The organism is Blautia massiliensis (ex Durand et al. 2017) (genome assembly GCF_001487165.1).
GTDB classification, from domain to species: domain Bacteria; phylum Bacillota; class Clostridia; order Lachnospirales; family Lachnospiraceae; genus Blautia_A; species Blautia_A fusiformis.
Genome location: NZ_LN913006.1, coordinates 1,417,473 through 1,437,884 on the forward strand (window position 1 = coordinate 1,417,473; position 20,412 = coordinate 1,437,884).

Below are 20,412 nucleotides of genomic sequence, written 5' to 3' on the forward strand. Positions count from 1 at the left end.
GCTATTGTAAAAAAAATATCAGGAAATGACAACAGACCTGTGACAAAATGACAGTTTCCATGAAATATGACATTTTTTGTGTTAAATATCTGCTAAAAGCACGTTCATTCCTGATAATTTTCTACACAATACGTCATTTCAGGCAAAAATCCGATATTGGATATACACAAAAGTTATGATATACTATTTTTACTACTCTTTTATAAACCGGAGGTTATATTATTTTGAATATTGCAATTATTGATGACATCTCAACGGATGCAGAAGCCCTGAAGAATATCGCTGTTTCCTATTTTGAGAAAAAACAGATCCGGGCAGAAATCTGTCATTTTTTCAGCGCAGAAGAATTTTTTGAAGATTATCAGCCCGGAAAATTTCAGATCCTGTTCCTGGATATTTATATGGACGGAATGACAGGTATGGAAGCTGCGCGCAGGATCCGAAGACAGTCCGATAACTGCATCCTTGTTTTTGTCACTACCAGCAGTGATTTCGCTGTGGAAAGCTATGATGTAGGAGCCTCCTATTATCTTCTGAAACCATTTCAGCCAGAAAAACTCTGTTCCATTCTGGATTCCTTTCAATCCAAGCATTTACTGGCATCCCGTTACATTGAAGTCGTTTCTGACCGGGTTCCCATCCGGGTCCCTCTGCGCAGTATTTTATATGCAGATACATTCCGAAATGCAGTGTGCCTTCATACCGACGCCGGTTCGGTCCGTTCTTATCTTACCTTTCACAAATTTGAGGAGCAGATCCGGGACTGTCCCAATTTTCTCTCCTGTTACCGTGGCTGTGTCGTCAATATGGACCGTATACAGGAAGCTTCTGAAGAAGGCTTTCTTCTGGACAACGGGGAGGTCGTCCAGATCCGGAAACGTGGCTCTTCTGCTATCCGTAAAGCCTATCTTCAGTATCTCTTTGCGTCAGATGAAGAAATATCTCAGCTTTAAAAATGCCATTTTCAGACTGAAAATCCGCAAACCCTCCATAACGTGCCGCAATTTCCATGATCGACGCAGTTCCGATCCCCTGTCCGGAATGCTTACCTGAAAAAAATCCTGTTTTATTTCTGCGTAAGGGATCTGTACAGCTGTTCTCTTCTTTTATAAGAAGTTTATTATTTCTGGTACGTATCTGTACACGGACAAATCTGGAACTGCCTTTCGGACAAAGCTGTGCCGCTTCTATGGCATTTTCCAGAAGATTTCCAAAGAGACGACAAAAATCTGTATCCTGGATCCCTGTTTTTTCCGGTGCTTCTACCTGACACTGAAAAACGATCCCGTTTTTTCTGCATAGTTCTTCATAATAATGTAAGATCGCATCGGCAACCTGATTTTTACAGTAAGAATGATAGGGCAAACGTTCCTGAAATTCACGGGTATACCGGCAAAGGTATTTCTGCATTTCTCCATACTGCTCACGTTCCAGTAATGCAGACAGAACACGAAGGTGCTGACGCATATCATGACGGACACGGCTGGTTTCTTCCATCTGTTCTTTTAATCGGTCGTAATGATTTTTCTGGGCAAGGAGACGAAGTTCAGTCTGATGACTGTATACCTCATAAGTCAGACGGATCTTATATGCTTCTGACAGGTCTCTCCACAGAACACAGCCAAACGCAGCTGTCAGTATCAGCCCACCTGTCTCCGGGAAACCTCCTCCCAAAATCGGCTCATAAAGATACCCTATCCGATCTGCCACAAGGGAACAGGCGTAAATCGTTGTTCCCACCAAAACGATCTTTCCATATCTGCAATCTGTTTCTCCAAAAGTATTGAGCAGCATATAGATCGCTGCCACCCATTTGACTGCCTCACTGATCCAGACAACATCATAAAGAAGCCTGGCTGAAGGAAGTATATCCGCAAAAATCTCCAGAAAGAAAGCTACTACGATCCAGAGATCGATCAAAAGAAACAGATATATGCCCCTTTTTTTTCCTATAATACAATCCTCAAGCCGGATCATGCAGGAAAGGATCAGATAATAGATCATAGTTTCCAGGGCATACCAGGGCCTCGTGGGAAGAAGAAAAAAATTATGTACCAGGGAGCATAACGAATATCCTGCCACACAGAGACAAACCAGATTAAAAATAGCAAATTCTTTTGTCCTGGTTCTGACATGTACCATAAGAGTCCCAAACATGATACAGATACAGAACGCAATGGCACAGCCGCTTCCGAGTACCCGCAGTCCTCTCTGTATGCTTACACGGACCGGAGATCCCAAAACCGGAATAGCCTGAATTCCGGATCTGATATGGCTTTTGTCTGCTACTGCTATGACAATCTCCACAACCCCGGATCCCTGAAACGCAAAAACACGGTTCATGACCCGGTCCATATAGGTTTTTTCGTCAGGATCCCCCACTTCCCCGGCCAGTTCTCCATTGATATAGATTCGGTATGCGGAAAAAACCTCCGCCATAGATATAGCCCAGATTTTTTCCTCTTCGGGCAGGATCAGAAACATCCGGTATGTCCCACATCCATACGTAGAAGCCTCTTTATTCCCCAGTTCCATTTCATTACGTTCTCCGATCGAAATATAACAACTGTAATATCCTGGATCCTTTTTCAGCATCTCAGGTGTAAGCAGCTTTCCCGGAAAATATTGCCATTCCCTGGCAAGATAATGTAGCTTTGCCGCCGCATCTTTATCATCCAGACAAAGGATTCCCTGAATGGGCTGCTCGCCTTTCGCTGTATATTCATTATTTATGAGATACATCATAAAAAAAGCAGTCATAGATAACACCACAGTAAGTCCAAAGATCAGGGTCCATTGCCTACTTTTCTCCTTTATGACTGTCACCTCGCTTTCCGGATCTGCTTCGGATTCCTACGATCAGCACTGTTATCATTGTTGCTGTCGTCAGGACTGCCACTGCAAAAGGATTCTCTTCTATATCATCTATTTTCCGACCTCTTACGCAGAAGATTCCTGTCTCGTCCGTGTCAACGATCAGAAGATCCTGCTTTTTATCTAGGAATGTCTTTAGTTTTCTTCCTCGGGAATCCGTAATTTCCATAGTTTCCGGATCTCCGTTGGGAAATATCTCTTTTACCGGTATCATGATCCGGCTCCCCGGAATATCCGTGATCTTCTGAGTGCCTTTATAGATCTTTATTTCATATGAATGATTGGAAACCTTTTGTACCAGTGCCTGTATTGTACCATTCTCTGCTACCTTCCAACTTTGTGCCACAGAAGCAGGGATACGAAGACTGATTCCTTCTTTTTCAAAATTTATATCTCCCATATATTTCAGGATAAGATCCAGACGTTTTCCACTGATCACAGTCCATTTTTCAGTAACAACTTCTGTTACCTTTCTGGCCGGCTGTTGCACTTCAGGTTCAGCCCGTACAGTTCTCGCGTTATAAATCATACCGACACACAGCGCAATAACTTCAAATATCAAACAAAAACCATATCGTATTGTTTTTTGCAGATTATGCATATCTGGTCATCCCCATTACATATGTTTCATCTATCTGCATCCAGAATACCTCTTTTTCAGCTTTCAGGCAATCAAATCTATACGTAATAAATCGACATCTTTCGAACAAAACAAAGGTGCTGATCACTGCTATTGCACAGAATCAGCACCTTTTCATATATCGTTATTTCTTTTTCTGCATACCTGGAAATCGCCGAAAATAATAGATGACAAACAGTACCGCAGTAATTATCCAGGACACCGGATAACTGAGCATGATACTGTCGATCCCCGGATGAGATCTTACAAAAGCAAACAACCAGATGATACGTAAAAGACAGACTCCTCCACAGGTCAGGATCATCGGAACCAGTACTCTTCCGGCACCACGCAGCGCTCCGGAAATAATTCCGATCACAACATAAATAGCATAGGACGGAATCAGGAAACGGATCATATGCACCCCAATGTCTACAACCACCTGATCTGTTGTAAACAAATGGTAGATCGGATTTGCGAACAGAATAAGTGCTCCGCTTACAATAAACGCCGAAATGTATGCCATCACCATACAGACGCGGACACTTTTTCGCATGCGGTGGTATTTTCCGGCACCATAATTCTGTCCCACAAAGGTGGTAATTGAGATGGCAAAAGCATTGCATACCATCCAGAACACCGCATCAATCTTTCCCATAGTTCCCCAGGCTGCCACTGTGTCAGTCCCCAGTTCATTGACAAAAATCTGAATGGTGAGATTGGCAATATTATACATCACCGATTCCAGTCCTGCCGGAAGTCCAATCCTGAGAACTGCCCCCAAAGACCGGAGATCAAAACGAATCTCATGAAATTCCAGACGATAAATATCCTCTGCGCGCATCAGGAACCAGGTTACAAGGATGGCACTGACTGCCTGGCAGCTGACTGTTGCAAGTGCAACACCGAGGACTCCCATATGGAAGATCACTACAAATACAACATCCAGCAAAATATTCAACAAACAGGTAATGATCAGCACATAGAGCGGTCTTTTGGAATCCCCCACTGCTCTTAAGATACTGGATACCATGTTGTAGACCAGATTAAAAAATGTTCCCGCAAAATAGATATGCAGGTACAACACAGAATCCGGTATTACTTCTGCCGGTGTTTTCATCAGGTGAAGGATCGGCTCAGCCAGGATAAAACCTGCTGTTCCCACAATAATACTGGCAGCCAGGCAGAAGATCATGGATGTGTGAAGTGCTTTTTTAAGGTTTTTGTGGTCTTTCGCTCCGTAAAACTGAGAAATCACTACAGACGCACCGGAACATAAACCTACAAAAAAACCTACGATGAGATTCACGATCATACTGGATGAACCTCCTACTGCTGCCAATGCTTCTTTTCCCACAAAGCGGCCTACTACAACTGTATCGGCAGTATTGTAGATCTGCTGGAACAGAGTTCCAAACAAGATCGGAAAAAAGAATATCAGAAGCTGCTTCCAGATCACACCCTCTGTGATCTGGTTCACGGCGGTATTTTTCTGATTCTTGTTCTGTTTCATATTTTTTTATTTCCCCCCAGAGTATAAAAAAAGCCGGTATACTTATCTCAGCATACCAGACTCTTTTCGCATCATATATTGACTGTCTAATTAAAATTAGTCCTCAACTTTGATGATTTCCTTCTTATTGTAGCTTCCGCAAGCTTTGCAAACTCTGTGTGGCATCATAAGTGCTCCACATTTGCTACATTTAACAAGGTTCATAGCGCTCATTTTCCAGTTCGCTCTTCTCTTGTCACGTCTAGCTTTGGAAGATTTGTTCTTAGGACAAATGGACATAGGTTACACCTCCTTAAATTTACTGAATATATCACTGATAGCTGCCATGCGGGGATCCTTAGGCTCCTCCTTGCATCCGCAGGGACCTTCGTTTAGGTTCTTCCCGCAGCGGCTGCAGATACCTTTACAGTCTTCTTTACATAAGACCTTTAAAGGCCAGCATATCAATACCTCAAGATAGACCAACCGGTCCACATCCAGGTTCATACCTGTGAGATAGCTGCTTTCATCCAGATCATTGACACGCTCTTCATCAGAAAGCTTCATATCAAGCTTCTTCTTAAATTCCAGCGGTATCTCGACGGCTACTGTCTCAAGACAGCGGTCACAGGGAATGCCCACTGTAATCTTACCGGTTCCTGTAAGCTCAAGAACCTTATCACCGGTATTGGTGATCGTAAGCTCTACCGGTTCCTTCGCAAGTACCGGAAAACTTCCCATCTGAAAATCAATCTTCTCCAGTTCAGGAATAACTGATTCCTGGATCGTCTTGCCATCACAGGAAGAAATGTCTAATAAATGAATCTGCATAAGTCTCTCCTATCCACACTCAATCCATTATACATATGGTCTTGTGATTTGTCAACGTTATTTTCGGGAAAATATTACATTTTTTTAATTTTTTGTTACTGTTGGCTTAATCAGAAATTCGGGGTAAATTACGGGGGTGGACCTTTAATTGTCCGCCCCCCGAATGTATACTGCTGATCCACAGTAATATATAATTCTGCCTGATTACCGATCATGCCCGAACGGTTCTGTACCGGTACTGAAACAGCTGATTATACCAGTGCTACAGTCTCACGGCAGATTGCAAGCTCCTCGTTTGTCGGGATAACTGCAACCTTAACCTTAGAGTCCGGTGTGGAGATCACGATTTCCTCGCCACGATGTCCGTTAGCATCTTTGTCAAGTGTTACGCCAAGGTATCCGAGATAGCTGACAACCTTCTCACGTACCGGGATCGCATTCTCACCGATACCTGCTGTGAAGACGATCGCGTCAACACCATTCATTGCTGCAACATATCCGCCTACGAATTTAGCGATGCTATAGCAGAGAACGTCGATGGCATTAGCTGCATCCTCGTTTCCGCCTTCAGCTGCCTCGTTGAGGTCACGGAAGTCGCTGGAAAGTCCGCCGGAAAGTCCGAGAAGACCAGATTTCTTGTTGAGTACATTCATAACGCCCTCAATGTCCAGGTTCTCTTTCTTAGCAATGAACTCCATGATAGCCGGATCGATGTTACCGGAACGAGTTCCCATAACAACACCTTCAAGTGGTGTAAGACCCATTGTTGTATCTACACATTTGCCATTTACAACTGCGCTGATGGAAGATCCGTTTCCAAGGTGGCAGACGATAACTTTGGAGTTGTCTTTGTCAAGGCCAAGGAAATCAACAGCTCTCTTGGATACGAAGCTGTGGGATGTTCCGTGGAAACCGTATCTTCTTACTTTATATTTCTTGTAGAAGTCAAGCGGAAGTCCATAGAGATATGCTTTAGCAGGCATTGTCTGATGGAAAGCGGTATCAAATACGCCTACCTGTGGTACGCCTGGCATAAGCTCTGCACATACACGGATACCAATGAGGTTAGCCGGGTTGTGAAGCGGTGCAAGGTCATTGCACTCTTCTACTGCTTTGATCATCTCGTCTGTGATCACTGCAGAAGAAGCAAATTTCTCGCCTCCGTGTACGACACGATGTCCAATCGCATTAACCTCTTTAAGGCTTCCGATTGCACCTGTTTTATCGTTTGTAAGAGCATCCAGTACCATCTGGATTGCTTCTTTATGTGTTGGCATAGCTGCCTCTGTGATCTCTTTGTCACATCCGGCTTTCTGATATACCAGTCTTCCGTCAATACCGATTCTCTCGCAGAGACCCTTTGCAAGTACATTCTCTGTCTCAGAATCGATTAACTGATATTTTAATGAAGAACTTCCACAGTTGATAACTAATACGTTCATGATTTAACTCTCCTGATCTTTTAATAATTATTTATCCTCTGCCTGGCACTGTACTGCTGTGATCGCTACAACACCTACGATATCATCTGCAGAGCATCCGCGAGACAGGTCGTTTACAGGTTTTGCGATACCCTGTGTAACAGGTCCGTATGCTTCTGCTTTACCAAGACGCTGAGCAAGCTTGTATCCGATGTTACCTGCATCAAGGTCAGGGAATACCAGTACGTTAGCTTTACCTGCTACTTCGCTTCCCGGTGCTTTGGATGCGCCTACGCTTGGAACGATAGCTGCATCAAGCTGGAACTCTCCGTCAAGTTTAAGCTCCGGATGCTCCTCTTTGGCAATTCTTGTAGCCTCTACGACTTTATCTACGTCAGGATGCTTTGCACTTCCCTTAGTGGAGTGGGAAAGCATAGCTACGATCGGCTCCTCCTGAACAAGAAGCTTAAAGGACTCAGCAGAAGATGCTGCGATCGCAGAAAGCTCATCCGGAGTCGGGTTCTGGTTCAGACCGGAATCAGCAAATACGAATGCACCGTTTGCACCATACTCGCAATCCGGAACAACGATCAGGAAGAATGCGGATACAAGCTTGGTTCCCGGTTTTGTCTTCAGGATCTGAAGGCATGGACGAAGTGTATCTGCTGTAGAATGGCATGCACCGGATACCATACCGTCTGCATCCCCCATCTTAACCATCATTACGCCATAGTATGGGTACTGAGTATGAAGGATCTCTTTCGCTTTCTCAGGTGTCATTCCCTTCTTTGCTCTCAGCTCTACAAATTTATCAATATATGCCTGAGTTCTGTCAGATTTCTCCGGATCTACGATCTGTGCACCGGAAATATCAAAGCCGCCCTCTGCAGCTTTCTTGTTGATCTCTTCCTCATTACCGATGAGGATGATCTTTGCAACTCCCTCTTTCAGAATCTTGTCAGTTGCCTCAAGAGTTCTCATATCCTCTGTCTCTGGCAGTACAATTGTTTTTACGCTTTCTTTTGCTCTTTTTTTAAGCAGTTCAACAAATCCCATGATTAAATGGCTCCTTTCTTGATGTAACAAAAACGCTAGTGTCTGTTCGGGCACTACACTATGTTTATTATACCCCCTTACCCTTTTCTTTTCAAGCGTTTCATTGTCAGAAAATGGCTATACTGCGTATTTTTTGAAGTGCAATTGTTACTGTTTACCGACAATGTTCTGCGATGTGTTTTTTGTGGATAAAGATCACAGATGGCCCGAGGATTTCGGCGCATGATCATAAATTTGCGTGATTTCTGTATCTCCCAAAGGGTGTTGCCGGGCCCAGAGCGGACAGCAGCATTCGGTTTTATGGCAGCAAAACAGATTTCGAATGCCGCTTAACTTTTTACATTGCTTATGTTAAAATAGCACCATTATAATTTTCAGAAATGGCAGGTACTTTTTTATATGAAAGTTGTTGGAATCATTGCAGAATATAACCCATTTCACAAAGGTCACGAATACCAGATCCGCTATGCCCGGGAGATCCTTGGTGCTGATTATATTGTGATCGCCATGAGCGGGGATTTTGTCCAAAGAGGGGCTCCTGCCCTTATGGAAAAACATCTCCGGGCTGAGATGGCTCTTCTCGGAGGCGCCGATCTGATCCTGGAAATGCCGGTACAGACAGCAACGGCCAGTGCGGAAGGATTTGCCGCAGGTGGCGTAAGCCTTCTTGACGGGCTTGGTGTTGTAGATGAGCTATGTTTCGGAAGTGAATGCGGAGATACAGAGACTCTTATGAATATTGCACAGATTCTTGTAAAGGAACCGTTTGAATACCGCAAACTCCTTCAGCAGAATCTTCGTACCGGAATGAGTTTTCCTGCTGCAAGAAGCAGTGCTTTGATCCGTTACATGCGAGAAAAAGCCACTTCCGTGCATAACACATTCGGCGTTTCATCAGAACATATTGAACTCATTCTTTCTTCTCCCAATAACATCCTGGGAATCGAATACTGCAAAGCGCTTCTCCGTCTTAACAGCCGTATCCTTCCTTACGCACTTTTAAGAAAGGGAAGTGGTTATCATGATACGGATTTTTCTCTTCTTTCCGACGAAGAATTTCCCTCTGCTTCCGGCATCCGGAGCCTTATGAAAAAATCCGAAGGAACTGTGCAGTCTGCTGATCTTTCCCGGTTGATCCCTTCTGCTTCCCTTCCCGGATTCCTGGATTCTCTCAAAAAAGGAGCATGGCTTTCTGACTCAGCACTGGATCTTCCTCTGCATTACAAACTGCTTCTGGAATCCGAAGAAACTTTAAAAATGTATCCGGAGCTTTCGGATGCACTGATCCGGCGTATCCTGAAATCCCGAAATCGATATGAAGGTTTTTCCCAGTTTGCGGATCTTTTGAAAACACGGGATATTACCCGTTCTGCTATCTGCCGCAGCCTTGTCCGGATCTTTCTTGACCAAAAAACAAAAGCACCCGGACACATTCCCTATGCCCGGGTACTTGGCTTTCAAAAAAGCAGCGCTCCGCTTCTCAGCCAGATCAAGAAAAACTCCTCGATCCCGCTGATCACCAAAGCCGCCGATGCATCTGCGATCCTCGATGAAACTGCGCTTCGACTTTTTAATGAAACCTGTGCGGCTTCCAATCTTTACGAAATGCTTCTCTGCCACAAAACAGGTCAGCCTTTCATCCACGAGATGAAAAAGCCGCTGCGGATCATTTAAGATCCACAGCGGCTTAAACGCTGATAAGTAATCTTTTCATGGCTTGAGATCGGATTTTGAACAACTTTCAGTTATTCAGTTTAATCCGCTTTTTCGGATCGCTTCCACTGCTTCCCGGATCTTCTCCGGCGGAAGTACCAGGGCGAAACGTACGTAGCCCTCTCCGTGGGGACCAAAGCTTGCTCCCGGAGTCACGATGACGCCGGCCTTTTCCATCAGTTCCATGCAGAATGCCATGCTGTCGGTGCGGCCACCCGGGATCTTCGCCCAGACAAACATGGTGCCTTTTCCATTTGGAAGTTCCCATCCGATATCACGAAGTCCCTGGCAGAGAGCATCTCTTCTCTCCTGGTACTTCTGACACTGTTCTTTTACGCTGTCCAGCGGTCCCTGAAGTGCTGCAATAGCTGCTTTCTGAAGCGGCAGGAACATGCCGAAGTCGATCTGGCTTCTCAATTTGCGAAGCGCTGCGATCACATCCGGCCGGCCTACCAGAAAGCTAAGTCTTGCGCCTGTAACATTGAAGGATTTGGAAAGACTGAAAAATTCCACGCCAATATCTTTCGCTCCCGGAGTGGTCAAAAAACTTCCTCCAAATGCCCCGTCAAAAATAATATCGCTGTACGCATTATCATGAATGATCAGAATATCATATTTTTTCGCAAATTCCACGATTTCTTCGTAAAGTCCCGGAGTGGCAATGCTTCCTACCGGGTTGGACGGCAGGGATACTACCATATATTTAGCCTTATTCGCTATTTCTTCCGGAATTCCCTTTACATAGGGAAGAAAATCATGCTCTGCAACCAGCGGATAATAGTAAGGAACTGCTCCTGCCATCAGACTTCCTGCTGCAAATACGGGATAGCACGGATCCGGAAGAAGTACTGTATCTCCCTCATCACAAAGCGCCATGCCAAGATGCCCCATTCCTTCCTGGCTTCCATAAACAGTCATTACCATGTCCGGTGTCAGTTCCACATCAAAACGTTTCTTATAATAAGTACAGACTGCGTCCAGAAGCTCCGGCAGATCGCGGAGACTGTATTTCCAGTTGTTATCATCCATAGCTGCTTCCGCTACAGCTTTCTTGATATATTCCGGAGTCTTGAAATCCGGAGTTCCCACACTCATGTTATAGATCTTCATGCCCTGTGCTTCCAGCTCCATACGTCGGTTGTTCAGAGCAGCAAAAATTTCATCTCCAAATCGGTCCAATCTTTTTGAAAACTGCATATCATTCGTCCCTCTTCCATAATAAAATCAAACGGATATTCGCAATCCGCTTCGCTACTTGCTCATAAATGAAATCACAAAGTGATTTCATTTATTTTACCACGGTAACGTGACATACTCAAGAATTTTCATAAAAAAAGAACCATCACCTGTGTAAAGCGGCTATTCATTTTCCACTTTACACATGATCGGTAACGGTTCTTCATTATTTATTCCGTTTATTCAGACAAAAGAATACGGTCATTATCCAAAGCCTTGCCCACTCCCGTTTTAAATTTCTCAAGAAGGCCATCCACGGTCATATCCTTCTTCTCTTCCCCTCCGATATCCAGCACGATATTGCCGGAGTCCATCATCAGGATACGGTTACCAAGATCAATTGCTGACTGCATATTGTGTGTGATCATCAGACAGGTCAGCTGATTTTCTTCCACGATCCGTCTGGTGAGATTAAGGACTTTCTCAGCAGTTCCCGGATCAAGGGCTGCAGTATGCTCGTCCAGAAGAAGTAATTTCGGCGGATTCATGGTTGCCATCAAAAGCGTCAGCGCCTGTCTCTGTCCACCAGAAAGAAGACCTACCGGATGGCTCATCCGCTCTTCCAGCCCAATGTCCAGCTTCTTTAATTCCTCACGAAAACGCTCTTTTTCCTGCCGGGTCGTGCGGGAAAGCCACCCACCCTTGCCGGCTGCAAGTGCAAGATTCTCTTCGATCGTCATTCCCGGTGCAGTACCACGCATCGGATCCTGATAAAGACGTCCGATCTCTTTTGCGCGTGCATGCTGCGGCATAAATGTGATATCCCTGCCATCCAGCTCGATTGAACCGGCATCTGTAAGAAAATCACCGCAGATCGCATTAAAAAGTGTTGATTTTCCTGCACCATTAGAACCGATGATCGTAGCAAAGTCGCCTTTTTTCAGTTCCAGGGAAAGATCTGTGATCGCCTTTTTTTCGTTTACGGTTCCCGGATTAAATGTTTTTGAAATATGGCTGATTTTTAACATAGATCATCTTCCCCCTTTTGCATGAGTCATTCTTCTTCGGATCTGCGGCCACTGTTTCTTAAGATATGGACCGGAAATTGCAAGAACAACGATCACAGAAGATACCAGTTTCAGCATAAATGCCGGCATGTTGAAACGAAGTGCAATGGTATATACAAGACGGAAAATAAAGGAACCAAGCACCATTCCTGCTGCTCTTACAAAAATTCCACCACGACCAAGGAGTGTGCCTCCGATCAGCAGAGAGGCCAGTGCGATGGTGACCATACCCTGACCGATGTTGATATCTACGGATTTCTGTGACTGAGACAGAAGACATCCGGAAAGTGCGGTAAATGCATTTGCCACGCAAAGGCCGATCACCGTTGTAAAGACCGGATTGATGGAGGAAGATTTTACCATATCAGAATTATTTCCGGTTGCCCGGATCGCAAGGCCAAGTCTTGTTTTCAGAAAGAACACCAGAAATACGATCACGAGGATCACTGCGATGGCTGCAATGAGGATATCTTCCCTGCCTTTTAACGGTGTACCTGCAAGCGCATCCTTCATCATGGTAAATACTGTGGTCGTCCGATTCATATTGATCAGGGATGAGCCTCCCATAACTGCGATATTTACGGAATATAACGCCGTATTTACAATGATACCTGCAAGCAGGCTGTCTACTCCCAGCTTCGTCTGCAGGATAGCCGTTACAAATCCTGATGTAACACCTGCTGCCATGGCTGCCGCAATGGACAGAAACGGATGTCCGCTTACAGCAACTACGGCTCCTACAGCGGCCCCGAAGGTAAAGCAGCCATCTGTAGAAAGGTCGCAGACATTCAGCATGGAATAACTAAGGAACAAAGCAAGAACTGTCAGAGAACAGATCAGTCCAAGCTTCAGGGCAGTCTCCCCGAGGGAGAGCATAGTTGCAATCGTCACAGTGATTTCCTCCAATTGGATTTATTTCATAACTGCTCACAAAAGTGAGCGGTTAATTTATTTTGATTCTACTTCATCAAAGCTTTCTGCAGTTGTGATCTCATTTACCTGTGTGCAGAGAGGCTCAAATGCCTTCTTTACGGTATCGAAATCAAGTCCAAGTGCCTTGCAGGTTTCTGTATTAACTGTTGCAGTACCATTGTCAAAGGTTTCAACAGCTGTCTTAGACGGATCCGCATTATCTATCAGGATGTCAGCGATCATATCGGCTGTTTTCTGTCCCAGATTTGCATAATCAACACCATATCCTACAAAGGCACCATTTAATGCAAAGGAGTCGGCACCTGTGTAGTGCGGGATTCCTGCGTCGATGAATTTTTCATAAATAGAAAGCTCTGCTGTCATGATGGTGTTGTCCGTAGGTGTAAATACGGCATCCACACCGTCAGCGATCAGTGCATCTGCTGCGAGCTGGACTTCATCGGTAGTGGTTCCGGTACGCTCTACATATTCGATTCCCTCTTTATCCAGATAATCTTTTGCTTCCTGGATCGCTGTTGTGGAGGAATCCTGTCCGACATCATAGAGAAGACCGATCTTCTTTACATCCGGATTCTGTGCCTGGATCAGCTTCATGATAGAAGAAGTATCCAGGTAATCGCTGGTTCCTGTGATATTTGCACCAGGAGCATCCAGAGAATCTACAAGACCGGAGCCAACCGGATCAGATACTGCGGAGAAAACAACCGGTGTATCGCTTCCCTCTGTAGCGGACTGCATACGCATTGCCACCGGTGTAGCCACACCAACCATCAGGTCAACCTTATCCGCCTGAAAATCTGAAATGATCTGTTCCATAACACTGGCATCTGCATTACAGTTATCATAAGACACATCAAATGTGACACCCTTTTCTTTGCCAAGCTCCTCCAGACGGGACTGGACATTGTCTACGATCTGGTTCAGGGAAGCATCATCTACATAATTGCAGATGCCCACTTTAAAATCCTCCGCCATAACCGGGCTTGTCATCATCATAGTTGTTGCTGCTACTGCTGCTGCGATCACTAACATTCTTTTTTTCATGGTTTTGTTCTCCCTTCTTATTTCCGCTTATGATTACCTTTTGTACACCTTGCGGTCTGCTTTTCCGGAACAACTTTCATGCGACAGAATCGCTTTTCCTGTAACACAAAAACCGTCCCAAGCTTATATCATGCTTGAGACGGTAATAAAAGTTCTTTATTATCGCGGTACCACTCAAATTGACGAATCGTCCACTTTCCGGTGTACTAACATACACTCCTCATTGGTAACGGGTTCGGTTCCCGTCGGCGCCTACTGTACAGACAAATAGTTCGGGCCGCCCTCGAAAGTCCATTCAACATCTGGTCCCCTGCGGATTTCCACCATCACCGCTCTCTGTGAAGCTTCCTGAAATGTTTACTTCTCTTTCTCACTGGTTTGTTTTTTAAGTTGTGTTTACTTTAGCACATCAACGTGAGTCTGTCAAGCCCAAAAATAAAATTAATTCTTAAAGCTGTGGATCGGTGCCGGGATCCTTCCACCTCTCTGTACAAATGCATCACAGGAGAAGGAATTTACAGGCATGATCGGAGCATAGCCAAGAAGACCTCCGAACTCAACCGTTTCGCCCACACCCTTACCGATAACCGGGATGAGACGTACTGCAGTTGTCTTCTGATTTACCATACCGATGGCAGACTCATCTGCAATGATACCTGCCAGTGTAGTCGCCTTGGTATCTCCCGGAACTGCGATCATGTCCAGACCAACAGAGCATACACAGGTCATGGCTTCCAGCTTCTCCAGAGTAAGCGCTCCCTCGTTTACCGCATCGATCATTCCCTGATCCTCGCTGACAGGAATAAAAGCACCACTTAATCCGCCCACAGCAGCTGCTGCCATAACGCCGCCTTTCTTCACCTGGTCGTTGAGAAGTGCAAGCGCTGCAGTTGTTCCAGGTGCACCGGCTCTCTCAAGGCCGATCTCTTCCAGGATCTCAGCTACGGAATCACCGATAGCCGGTGTCGGTGCAAGAGAAAGATCCACAATACCAAACGGCACGTCAAGACGCTTGGATGCCTCACGTGCAACCAGCTGTCCAACTCGTGTAACCTTGAATGCGGTACGTTTGATCATCTCGCAAAGAGTTCCGAAGTCCTCGCCACGAACCTGCTCCAGAGCTTTCTTTACAACGCCAGGGCCACTGACACCTACGTTGATGATGCAGTCCGCCTCTGTGACACCGTGGAACGCGCCTGCCATAAACGGGTTATCATCCGGTGCGTTACAGAATACTACCAGCTTGGCACATCCAAGAGAATCCTGGTCCTTAGTAGCCTCTGCTGTTGCGAGGATGATCTCGCCCATCAGCTTTACGGCATCCATGTTGATACCGGTCTTGGTGGAACCAACGTTTACAGAACTGCAGACGCGCTCTGTTTCTGCCATTGCCTGAGGAATGGAGCGGATAAGAAGTTCCTCTGCCGGAGTCATTCCTTTGCTTACCAGTGCAGAATATCCGCCGATAAAGTTAACGCCAACTTCCTTGGCACATTTATCCAGCGTTCTTGCGATGGTCACAAAATCCTCCGGTTTCTTACATGCAGCCCCGCCAACCAGAGCAATGGGTGTTACGGAAATTCGTTTATTTACAACCGGGATACCGTACTCGGTTGCGATCTCATCACCGGTAGCTACCAGATTTCTGGCCTTTGTGGTGATCTTTTCGTATATTTTCTGATTCAGTGCATCCAGGTCAGGATCGATACAGTCCAGAAGGCTGATCCCCATGGTGATGGTACGCACATCCAGATTCTCCTGCTCGATCATTTTATTTGTCTCGTTTACCTCAAAAATATTGATCATTTTATTTTCTCCCTGATGATTGATGTAAAGTAGATATCATATGCATTGGCAATCCGCATTCGCTGCTTGATCATACTCGATGCATCATGTTAAAAATATCTTCATGCTGGCAGTGGATCACAACACCGATCTCCTTGCCCAGATTCTCAAGCTCTTTTGCAAGTTCACCGCCATCCTTTTCACATTTTGCTGTGTCTGCGATCATCATCATGTTGAAGTAACCCTGAACGATGGTCTGAGAAATATCCAGAATATTAACCTGATTCTCTGCAAGATATGTACAAACCTTTGCAATAATTCCTACTGTGTCATTTCCTACTACTGTGATAATTGTCTTCTTCATCGTTTTTTCCTTTCTACACTGTGATTATTTCTGATATGTGATCCCTCTTCGCTACCTGGATCTTAAAATCCCTGGAACGGTACGGGTTGTCACCAAGTGTCACCTCCGAGCACACAGTCTCGTAGGCAAGTTCTTCATAGTTGTTTTCTCTGCTTAAATGGCCAAGAAAAACCGCCTTCAAATTATCATGGAGGATCCGACAGAGCAGACGTCCTGCATTCTCATTGGAGAGATGCCCACGGTCTCCCAGAATCCTCTGTTTGAGATAATAAGGGTATTTTCCAACCTGAAGCATGCGGATGTCATGATTTGCTTCCAAAAGCACCGCATCCAGATTCTCCAGATTTTTTACAATGTAATCATTATATTTTCCAAGGTCTGTGGCAATGCCCACAGAATGCTCTCCACATTCCAGGCGGTAACCCACCGGCTGTGCAGCATCATGGGGAATGGTAAAAGGATTAACCGTCAGGTCCTTGATCCCAAAAGGCTCATCCTCCCGGATCTCGTGGATCAGTCCCTCCGGCATTTTTCCAAGGGATTTCATACGAAGCATGGCATCTGCTGTTCCACCTGTGGTATAGATGGGAATTCCGTATTTTCTGGAGATCACTCCCAGTCCCTTGATATGGTCGGAATGTTCATGTGTGATCAGGATGCCGTCCACATCTTTCCCTGTAAGATCCAGGGAATTCAGGCCTTTTTCGATACTCTTCCCGCTGATTCCCACATCTACCAGAACATGTGCCTCCTCAGATCCCACATAAATACAGTTGCCGCTGCTTCCGCTGGCAATACTACAAAGTCTCATTTCTCTCTATCCCTTCTCTGATCTGTCTCCGGGTACCCTTCAGATCTCCATTATTCTCGATCACATAATCCGTATGTTCTCTGAAAACCTGGTCAGATACCTGGTTTCGGATAATGCCAAGAGATTTCTCTCTGGAATAGCCGCGGCTTTCCATCAGACGACGGATCCGGATTTCCTCCTCTGTATACACATACCAGACTTCATCACAGAATTCCTGATAATTCTCTTCCAGAAAAAGAGCAGCTTCCACAACACAGATTTCTCTTCCGGCTTCCTTCTGTTCTCCAAGAAGATCCAGGATTCTCTGCTTTACAGCCGGATGGATGATCCCGTTTAATTTCAAAAGCATATCCTTATCTGTGAATACTACATCAGAAATCCGTCTCCGGTCAATAGTTTTATCTTTTTTTATGATTTCTTTTCCAAACAATGCGATCACCGCATCGTAACATTCTTCCCCCGGTTCCATCAGAATGTGACCAAGCTGGTCTGCCTGGATCACATATGCCTGGAAATCTTCTTCCAGGATTCCAAGTACTGTACTTTTTCCGGCCCCTACTCCGCCGGTTACTCCGATCACTCTCATTTATTTCGCCTCATACCAGCTGTCACCCTGGTGCATATCTACGTCAAGTTCCACTGCAAGGTCTGCCGCTCCCTTCATCTCTTCTTCCAGAATACGGGAAACTTCCTCGATCTCTTCTTTCTTTGTCTCGATCAGAAGCTCATCGTGAACCTGCAGCACCAGTCTTGAACGCAGTCCCTCTTTTTTCATTCGTTCATAAACATGATTCATGGCTATTTTGATGATATCTGCTGCAGTACCCTGGATTGGAGAGTTCATGGCTACACGTTCTCCGAAGGAGCGCTGCATGAAATTACTGGATCTCAGCTCCGGCACGGGCCTTCGTCTGCCGAACATAGTTGTTACATAACCGTGTTCCTTGCCATCCTTTACCAGACCGTCCAGAAAGCCCTTGATCTTCGGATAGGTCTCGAAATATTTCTCAATATAGGCAGCTGCCTCTTTTCTGGTAATACTTAGATCCTGGCTCAGTCCAAAGGAACTGATCCCATAAACGATTCCGAAATTTACCGCCTTGGCATTTCTTCGCTGAAGAGATGTCACTTCATCCAGCGGCACATGAAACACCTGGGATGCGGTGAGCCGGTGGATATCCTCCGCCTCACGATAAGCCTGGATCAGTTTTTCATCACCGGACATATGTGCCAGCACACGAAGCTCGATCTGGGAATAATCGGCATCCAGAAATACAAATCCCTCCTCCGGCACAAAAACCTTACGGATCAGCCTGCCCAGCTCCATGCGGACCGGTATGTTCTGAAGATTCGGATCTGTACTGCTGATACGACCGGTTGCTGTGATCGTCTGATTGAAAGTAGAGTGGATCCTTCCATCTTCTCCGATCACATTTCCGAGACCATCTGCATAAGTGGATTTCAGCTTGGTCAGCTGGCGGTACTCCAGGATATCTTTTACGATGGCATGATCCGGCGCCAGCTTATCCAGGATATCCGCCGCTGTGGAATAGCCAGTCTTGGTCTTCTTTCCACCTGGAAGTCCCAGCTTTTCAAAAAGGATCACACCCAGCTGTTTCGGGGAATTGATATTAAACTCCTCCCCTGCTTCCTGCCAGATGGTTTTTTCCAGCTCCTGGATACGGACTTTAAGTTTTTCACCATAGCTCTTAAGCTCTTCACCCTTAACGGAAATCCCCCATTTTTCCATGGAATCCAGGGTAAAGACAAGAGGAAGCTCGATCTCATCATAAACCTTACGCATGCCTGTTTCATCCAGTTTTTCAAGAAGAACCTTTCGGGCCATGCAGGGCACAAACGCCTGATAGCAGGCATAATTTCCAAGGCATTCCTGTTCCTCTTCCCAGGCCTTTTTCAGAGAAGTCTTTCCAAGAAGGTCTTCCTTTGAGGGGAGCATCATACCATCCAGATATTCTCTGGCGATGTCATCATAGGAATAGGAAGATTTCAGCGGGTTCAGAAGATATGCAGCAACCCCCGCATCAAAAACCTTCTTCGGATCATCAAGGGAAACATGTTTGAGAACTGATTTAATATCCATAGCACAGAGCACCGTACTGTCCGCCAGAGTTTTCAGTTTTCCGCAAAGGTAATCCCCTGTGAGAAGTCCTCCTACCGGAATCTGATAGATTTCTTTTTCATCCAGGACCAATCCCACGGTATACACCTGATCCGGATCTGCAAGAACAGAAATACCCACCTGATCTTTCTGCGCTGCTTTTTCAAACAGTGCCTCTACACCGGAAAGATCATTACAGGTAAAAAATTCCAGTTCCATGGAGGAATCTGCTGTCGTAGCCGGATCAAAACGGTTCAGCATGTTCTTAAATTCCAGGCGTTTACACAATTCATATGCCTCCGGAGTATAGGGATTTTCCACTTTCGCTTTTTCGTAGGAAAATTCCAGCGGACTATCTGTGTTGATGGTTGCAAGCTCTTTGGAAAGCTGTGCCAGATCATAATGCTCGCGGAGAGATTCTTTCGCCTTATTAGGCTTTACCTCTTCCAGATGCTCATAAGCATTCTCAATGGAACCGAACTGCACGACCATCTTGGTCGCGGTTTTCTCTCCAACGCCCGGGATTCCCGGAATATTATCAGAGCTGTCGCCCATCAGCGCTTTCAGCTCTATGATCTGCGGCGGCGTTACCTGATATTTCTCAAGAACTTCCGCTGTATGGTAGTTTTCAATGGTTGTCTTTCCCCGGACAGTCTTCGGAAGCCGGATCAGCACCTTATCTGTGGCAAGCTGAAGAAGATCACGGTCTCCGGAAAGAATGGTAACATCCATACCCTTTGCTTCACTTCTTCTGGCGACCGTACCAAGAAGATCATCTGCTTCATAGCCTTCCAGGGACATGATGTTGATTCCCATGCCAGAAAGCATCTCCTTGATCAGCGGAACCTGTTCCCGAAGCTCCTCCGGCATGGGTTTTCGGGTGCCTTTATAGGCTTCATATCTCTTATGCCGGAACGTAGGTGCACTCAGATCAAATGCAACGGTAAGATACTCCGGCTTCTCTTCCTCCATGATCCTGAACATAATATTCAGAAATCCATATACCGCTCCTGTATGACGTCCTTCTGCATTGGTAAGATCCGGCAGACCATAAAACGCACGGTTCAGGATGCTGTGACCATCGATCAGTAATATTTTTTCACTCAA

18 protein-coding genes are annotated in these 20,412 nt (G+C 45.5%); 2 read left to right on the plus strand and 16 right to left on the minus strand.

Going from position 1 to position 20,412, the window contains the following annotated elements:
• Positions 1-224 precede the first annotated feature (224 nt).
• Positions 225-953, plus strand: coding sequence for a LytR/AlgR family response regulator transcription factor (locus BN3261_RS07515; RefSeq protein ID WP_059085901.1), 729 nt, complete (start codon positions 225-227; stop codon positions 951-953).
• Here BN3261_RS07515 and BN3261_RS07520 read toward each other — a convergent pair.
• From BN3261_RS07520 to pta, 7 genes are all read right to left on the minus strand, one after another.
• A complete protein-coding gene (locus BN3261_RS07520) occupies positions 892-2,760 on the minus strand; it encodes a GHKL domain-containing protein (protein WP_059085902.1) in 1,869 nt (622 codons plus the stop codon). The genes BN3261_RS07515 and BN3261_RS07520 overlap by 62 nt on opposite strands.
• Before the next feature lie 40 nt (positions 2,761-2,800).
• Positions 2,801-3,403: a hypothetical protein gene (locus BN3261_RS07525; protein ID WP_199874107.1), complete on the minus strand. Its 603-nt coding sequence runs from the start codon at positions 3,401-3,403 to the stop codon at positions 2,801-2,803.
• A 235-nt stretch (positions 3,404-3,638) separates the two neighbouring features.
• Positions 3,639-5,006 (minus strand): MATE family efflux transporter, encoded by a 1,368-nt coding sequence (locus BN3261_RS07530; RefSeq protein ID WP_059085904.1) that lies wholly within the window; start codon positions 5,004-5,006, stop codon positions 3,639-3,641.
• 96 nt (positions 5,007-5,102) lie between these two features.
• Positions 5,103-5,285 (minus strand): 50S ribosomal protein L32, encoded by a 183-nt coding sequence (rpmF, locus tag BN3261_RS07535; protein WP_015525241.1) that lies wholly within the window; start codon positions 5,283-5,285, stop codon positions 5,103-5,105.
• A gap of 3 nt (positions 5,286-5,288) precedes the next feature.
• Positions 5,289-5,816 (minus strand): YceD family protein, encoded by a 528-nt coding sequence (locus BN3261_RS07540; RefSeq protein ID WP_021652543.1) that lies wholly within the window; start codon positions 5,814-5,816, stop codon positions 5,289-5,291.
• 251 nt (positions 5,817-6,067) lie between these two features.
• On the minus strand, positions 6,068-7,258 hold the full coding sequence (locus BN3261_RS07545) for an acetate/propionate family kinase (RefSeq protein WP_021652542.1): 1,191 nt from the start codon (positions 7,256-7,258) through the stop codon (positions 6,068-6,070).
• Between the two features lie 27 nt (positions 7,259-7,285).
• Complete coding sequence (pta, locus tag BN3261_RS07550; protein ID WP_015525244.1) at positions 7,286-8,293, minus strand: phosphate acetyltransferase; 1,008 nt, start codon at positions 8,291-8,293, stop codon at positions 7,286-7,288.
• Between the two features lie 399 nt (positions 8,294-8,692).
• Here pta and BN3261_RS07555 point away from each other — a divergent pair, with 399 nt between their 5' ends.
• Entirely contained in the window at positions 8,693-9,967 is a 1,275-nt protein-coding gene (locus BN3261_RS07555; RefSeq protein WP_059085905.1) for a tRNA(Met) cytidine acetate ligase, read from the plus strand.
• Between the two features lie 75 nt (positions 9,968-10,042).
• On the opposite strand, the gene BN3261_RS07560 is transcribed toward BN3261_RS07555, so the two are convergent.
• The 9 genes from BN3261_RS07560 to polA all read right to left on the minus strand — a co-directional run bounded on the left by BN3261_RS07560 (position 10,043) and on the right by polA (position 20,412).
• A complete protein-coding gene (locus BN3261_RS07560; protein WP_059085906.1) occupies positions 10,043-11,203 on the minus strand; it encodes a pyridoxal phosphate-dependent aminotransferase in 1,161 nt (386 codons plus the stop codon).
• Positions 11,204-11,421: 218 nt separating this feature from the next.
• Positions 11,422-12,210 carry an ABC transporter ATP-binding protein gene (locus BN3261_RS07565; RefSeq protein WP_015525247.1) on the minus strand — a complete coding sequence of 263 codons (789 nt, stop codon included), beginning with the start codon at positions 12,208-12,210 and terminating at the stop codon, positions 11,422-11,424.
• 3 nt (positions 12,211-12,213) lie between these two features.
• The gene (locus tag BN3261_RS07570) at positions 12,214-13,125 is read right to left on the minus strand and encodes an ABC transporter permease (RefSeq protein ID WP_059086899.1); all 912 of its coding nucleotides are present in this window, start codon (positions 13,123-13,125) and stop codon (positions 12,214-12,216) included.
• 72 nt (positions 13,126-13,197) lie between these two features.
• Positions 13,198-14,226: an ABC transporter substrate-binding protein gene (locus tag BN3261_RS07575; protein ID WP_059085907.1), complete on the minus strand. Its 1,029-nt coding sequence runs from the start codon at positions 14,224-14,226 to the stop codon at positions 13,198-13,200.
• 441 nt (positions 14,227-14,667) lie between these two features.
• Positions 14,668-16,032, minus strand: coding sequence for a PFL family protein (locus tag BN3261_RS07580; RefSeq protein ID WP_015525248.1), 1,365 nt, complete (start codon positions 16,030-16,032; stop codon positions 14,668-14,670).
• Between the two features lie 70 nt (positions 16,033-16,102).
• Positions 16,103-16,375, minus strand: coding sequence for an ACT domain-containing protein (locus BN3261_RS07585; RefSeq protein WP_015525249.1), 273 nt, complete (start codon positions 16,373-16,375; stop codon positions 16,103-16,105).
• A 13-nt stretch (positions 16,376-16,388) separates the two neighbouring features.
• Entirely contained in the window at positions 16,389-17,186 is a 798-nt protein-coding gene (locus BN3261_RS07590; RefSeq protein ID WP_015525250.1) for an MBL fold metallo-hydrolase, read from the minus strand.
• Positions 17,173-17,772 carry a dephospho-CoA kinase gene (gene coaE, locus BN3261_RS07595; RefSeq protein WP_015525251.1) on the minus strand — a complete coding sequence of 200 codons (600 nt, stop codon included), beginning with the start codon at positions 17,770-17,772 and terminating at the stop codon, positions 17,173-17,175. Before coaE ends, BN3261_RS07590 begins: the two co-directional genes overlap by 14 nt.
• Complete coding sequence (gene polA / locus BN3261_RS07600) at positions 17,773-20,412, minus strand: DNA polymerase I (protein WP_059085908.1); 2,640 nt, start codon at positions 20,410-20,412, stop codon at positions 17,773-17,775.

What these genes read in the sequence shown, in the direction of transcription:
- BN3261_RS07520 (WP_059085902.1), bottom strand. Translation starts at nt 2,760, where the DNA reads ATGACTGCTTTTTTTATGATGTATCTCATAAATAATGAATATACAGCG.
- BN3261_RS07525 (WP_199874107.1), bottom strand. Translation starts at nt 3,403, where the DNA reads ATGATTTATAACGCGAGAACTGTACGGGCTGAACCTGAAGTGCAACAG.
- BN3261_RS07530 (WP_059085904.1), bottom strand. Translation starts at nt 5,006, where the DNA reads ATGAAACAGAACAAGAATCAGAAAAATACCGCCGTGAACCAGATCACA.
- rpmF (WP_015525241.1), bottom strand. Translation starts at nt 5,285, where the DNA reads ATGTCCATTTGTCCTAAGAACAAATCTTCCAAAGCTAGACGTGACAAG.
- BN3261_RS07540 (WP_021652543.1), bottom strand. Translation starts at nt 5,816, where the DNA reads ATGCAGATTCATTTATTAGACATTTCTTCCTGTGATGGCAAGACGATC.
- BN3261_RS07545 (WP_021652542.1), bottom strand. Translation starts at nt 7,258, where the DNA reads ATGAACGTATTAGTTATCAACTGTGGAAGTTCTTCATTAAAATATCAG.
- pta (WP_015525244.1), bottom strand. Translation starts at nt 8,293, where the DNA reads ATGGGATTTGTTGAACTGCTTAAAAAAAGAGCAAAAGAAAGCGTAAAA.
- BN3261_RS07555 (WP_059085905.1), top strand. Translation starts at nt 8,693, where the DNA reads ATGAAAGTTGTTGGAATCATTGCAGAATATAACCCATTTCACAAAGGT.
- BN3261_RS07560 (WP_059085906.1), bottom strand. Translation starts at nt 11,203, where the DNA reads ATGCAGTTTTCAAAAAGATTGGACCGATTTGGAGATGAAATTTTTGCT.
- BN3261_RS07565 (WP_015525247.1), bottom strand. Translation starts at nt 12,210, where the DNA reads ATGTTAAAAATCAGCCATATTTCAAAAACATTTAATCCGGGAACCGTA.
- BN3261_RS07570 (WP_059086899.1), bottom strand. Translation starts at nt 13,125, where the DNA reads ATGCTCTCCCTCGGGGAGACTGCCCTGAAGCTTGGACTGATCTGTTCT.
- BN3261_RS07575 (WP_059085907.1), bottom strand. Translation starts at nt 14,226, where the DNA reads ATGAAAAAAAGAATGTTAGTGATCGCAGCAGCAGTAGCAGCAACAACT.
- BN3261_RS07580 (WP_015525248.1), bottom strand. Translation starts at nt 16,032, where the DNA reads ATGATCAATATTTTTGAGGTAAACGAGACAAATAAAATGATCGAGCAG.
- BN3261_RS07585 (WP_015525249.1), bottom strand. Translation starts at nt 16,375, where the DNA reads ATGAAGAAGACAATTATCACAGTAGTAGGAAATGACACAGTAGGAATT.
- BN3261_RS07590 (WP_015525250.1), bottom strand. Translation starts at nt 17,186, where the DNA reads ATGAGACTTTGTAGTATTGCCAGCGGAAGCAGCGGCAACTGTATTTAT.
- coaE (WP_015525251.1), bottom strand. Translation starts at nt 17,772, where the DNA reads ATGAGAGTGATCGGAGTAACCGGCGGAGTAGGGGCCGGAAAAAGTACA.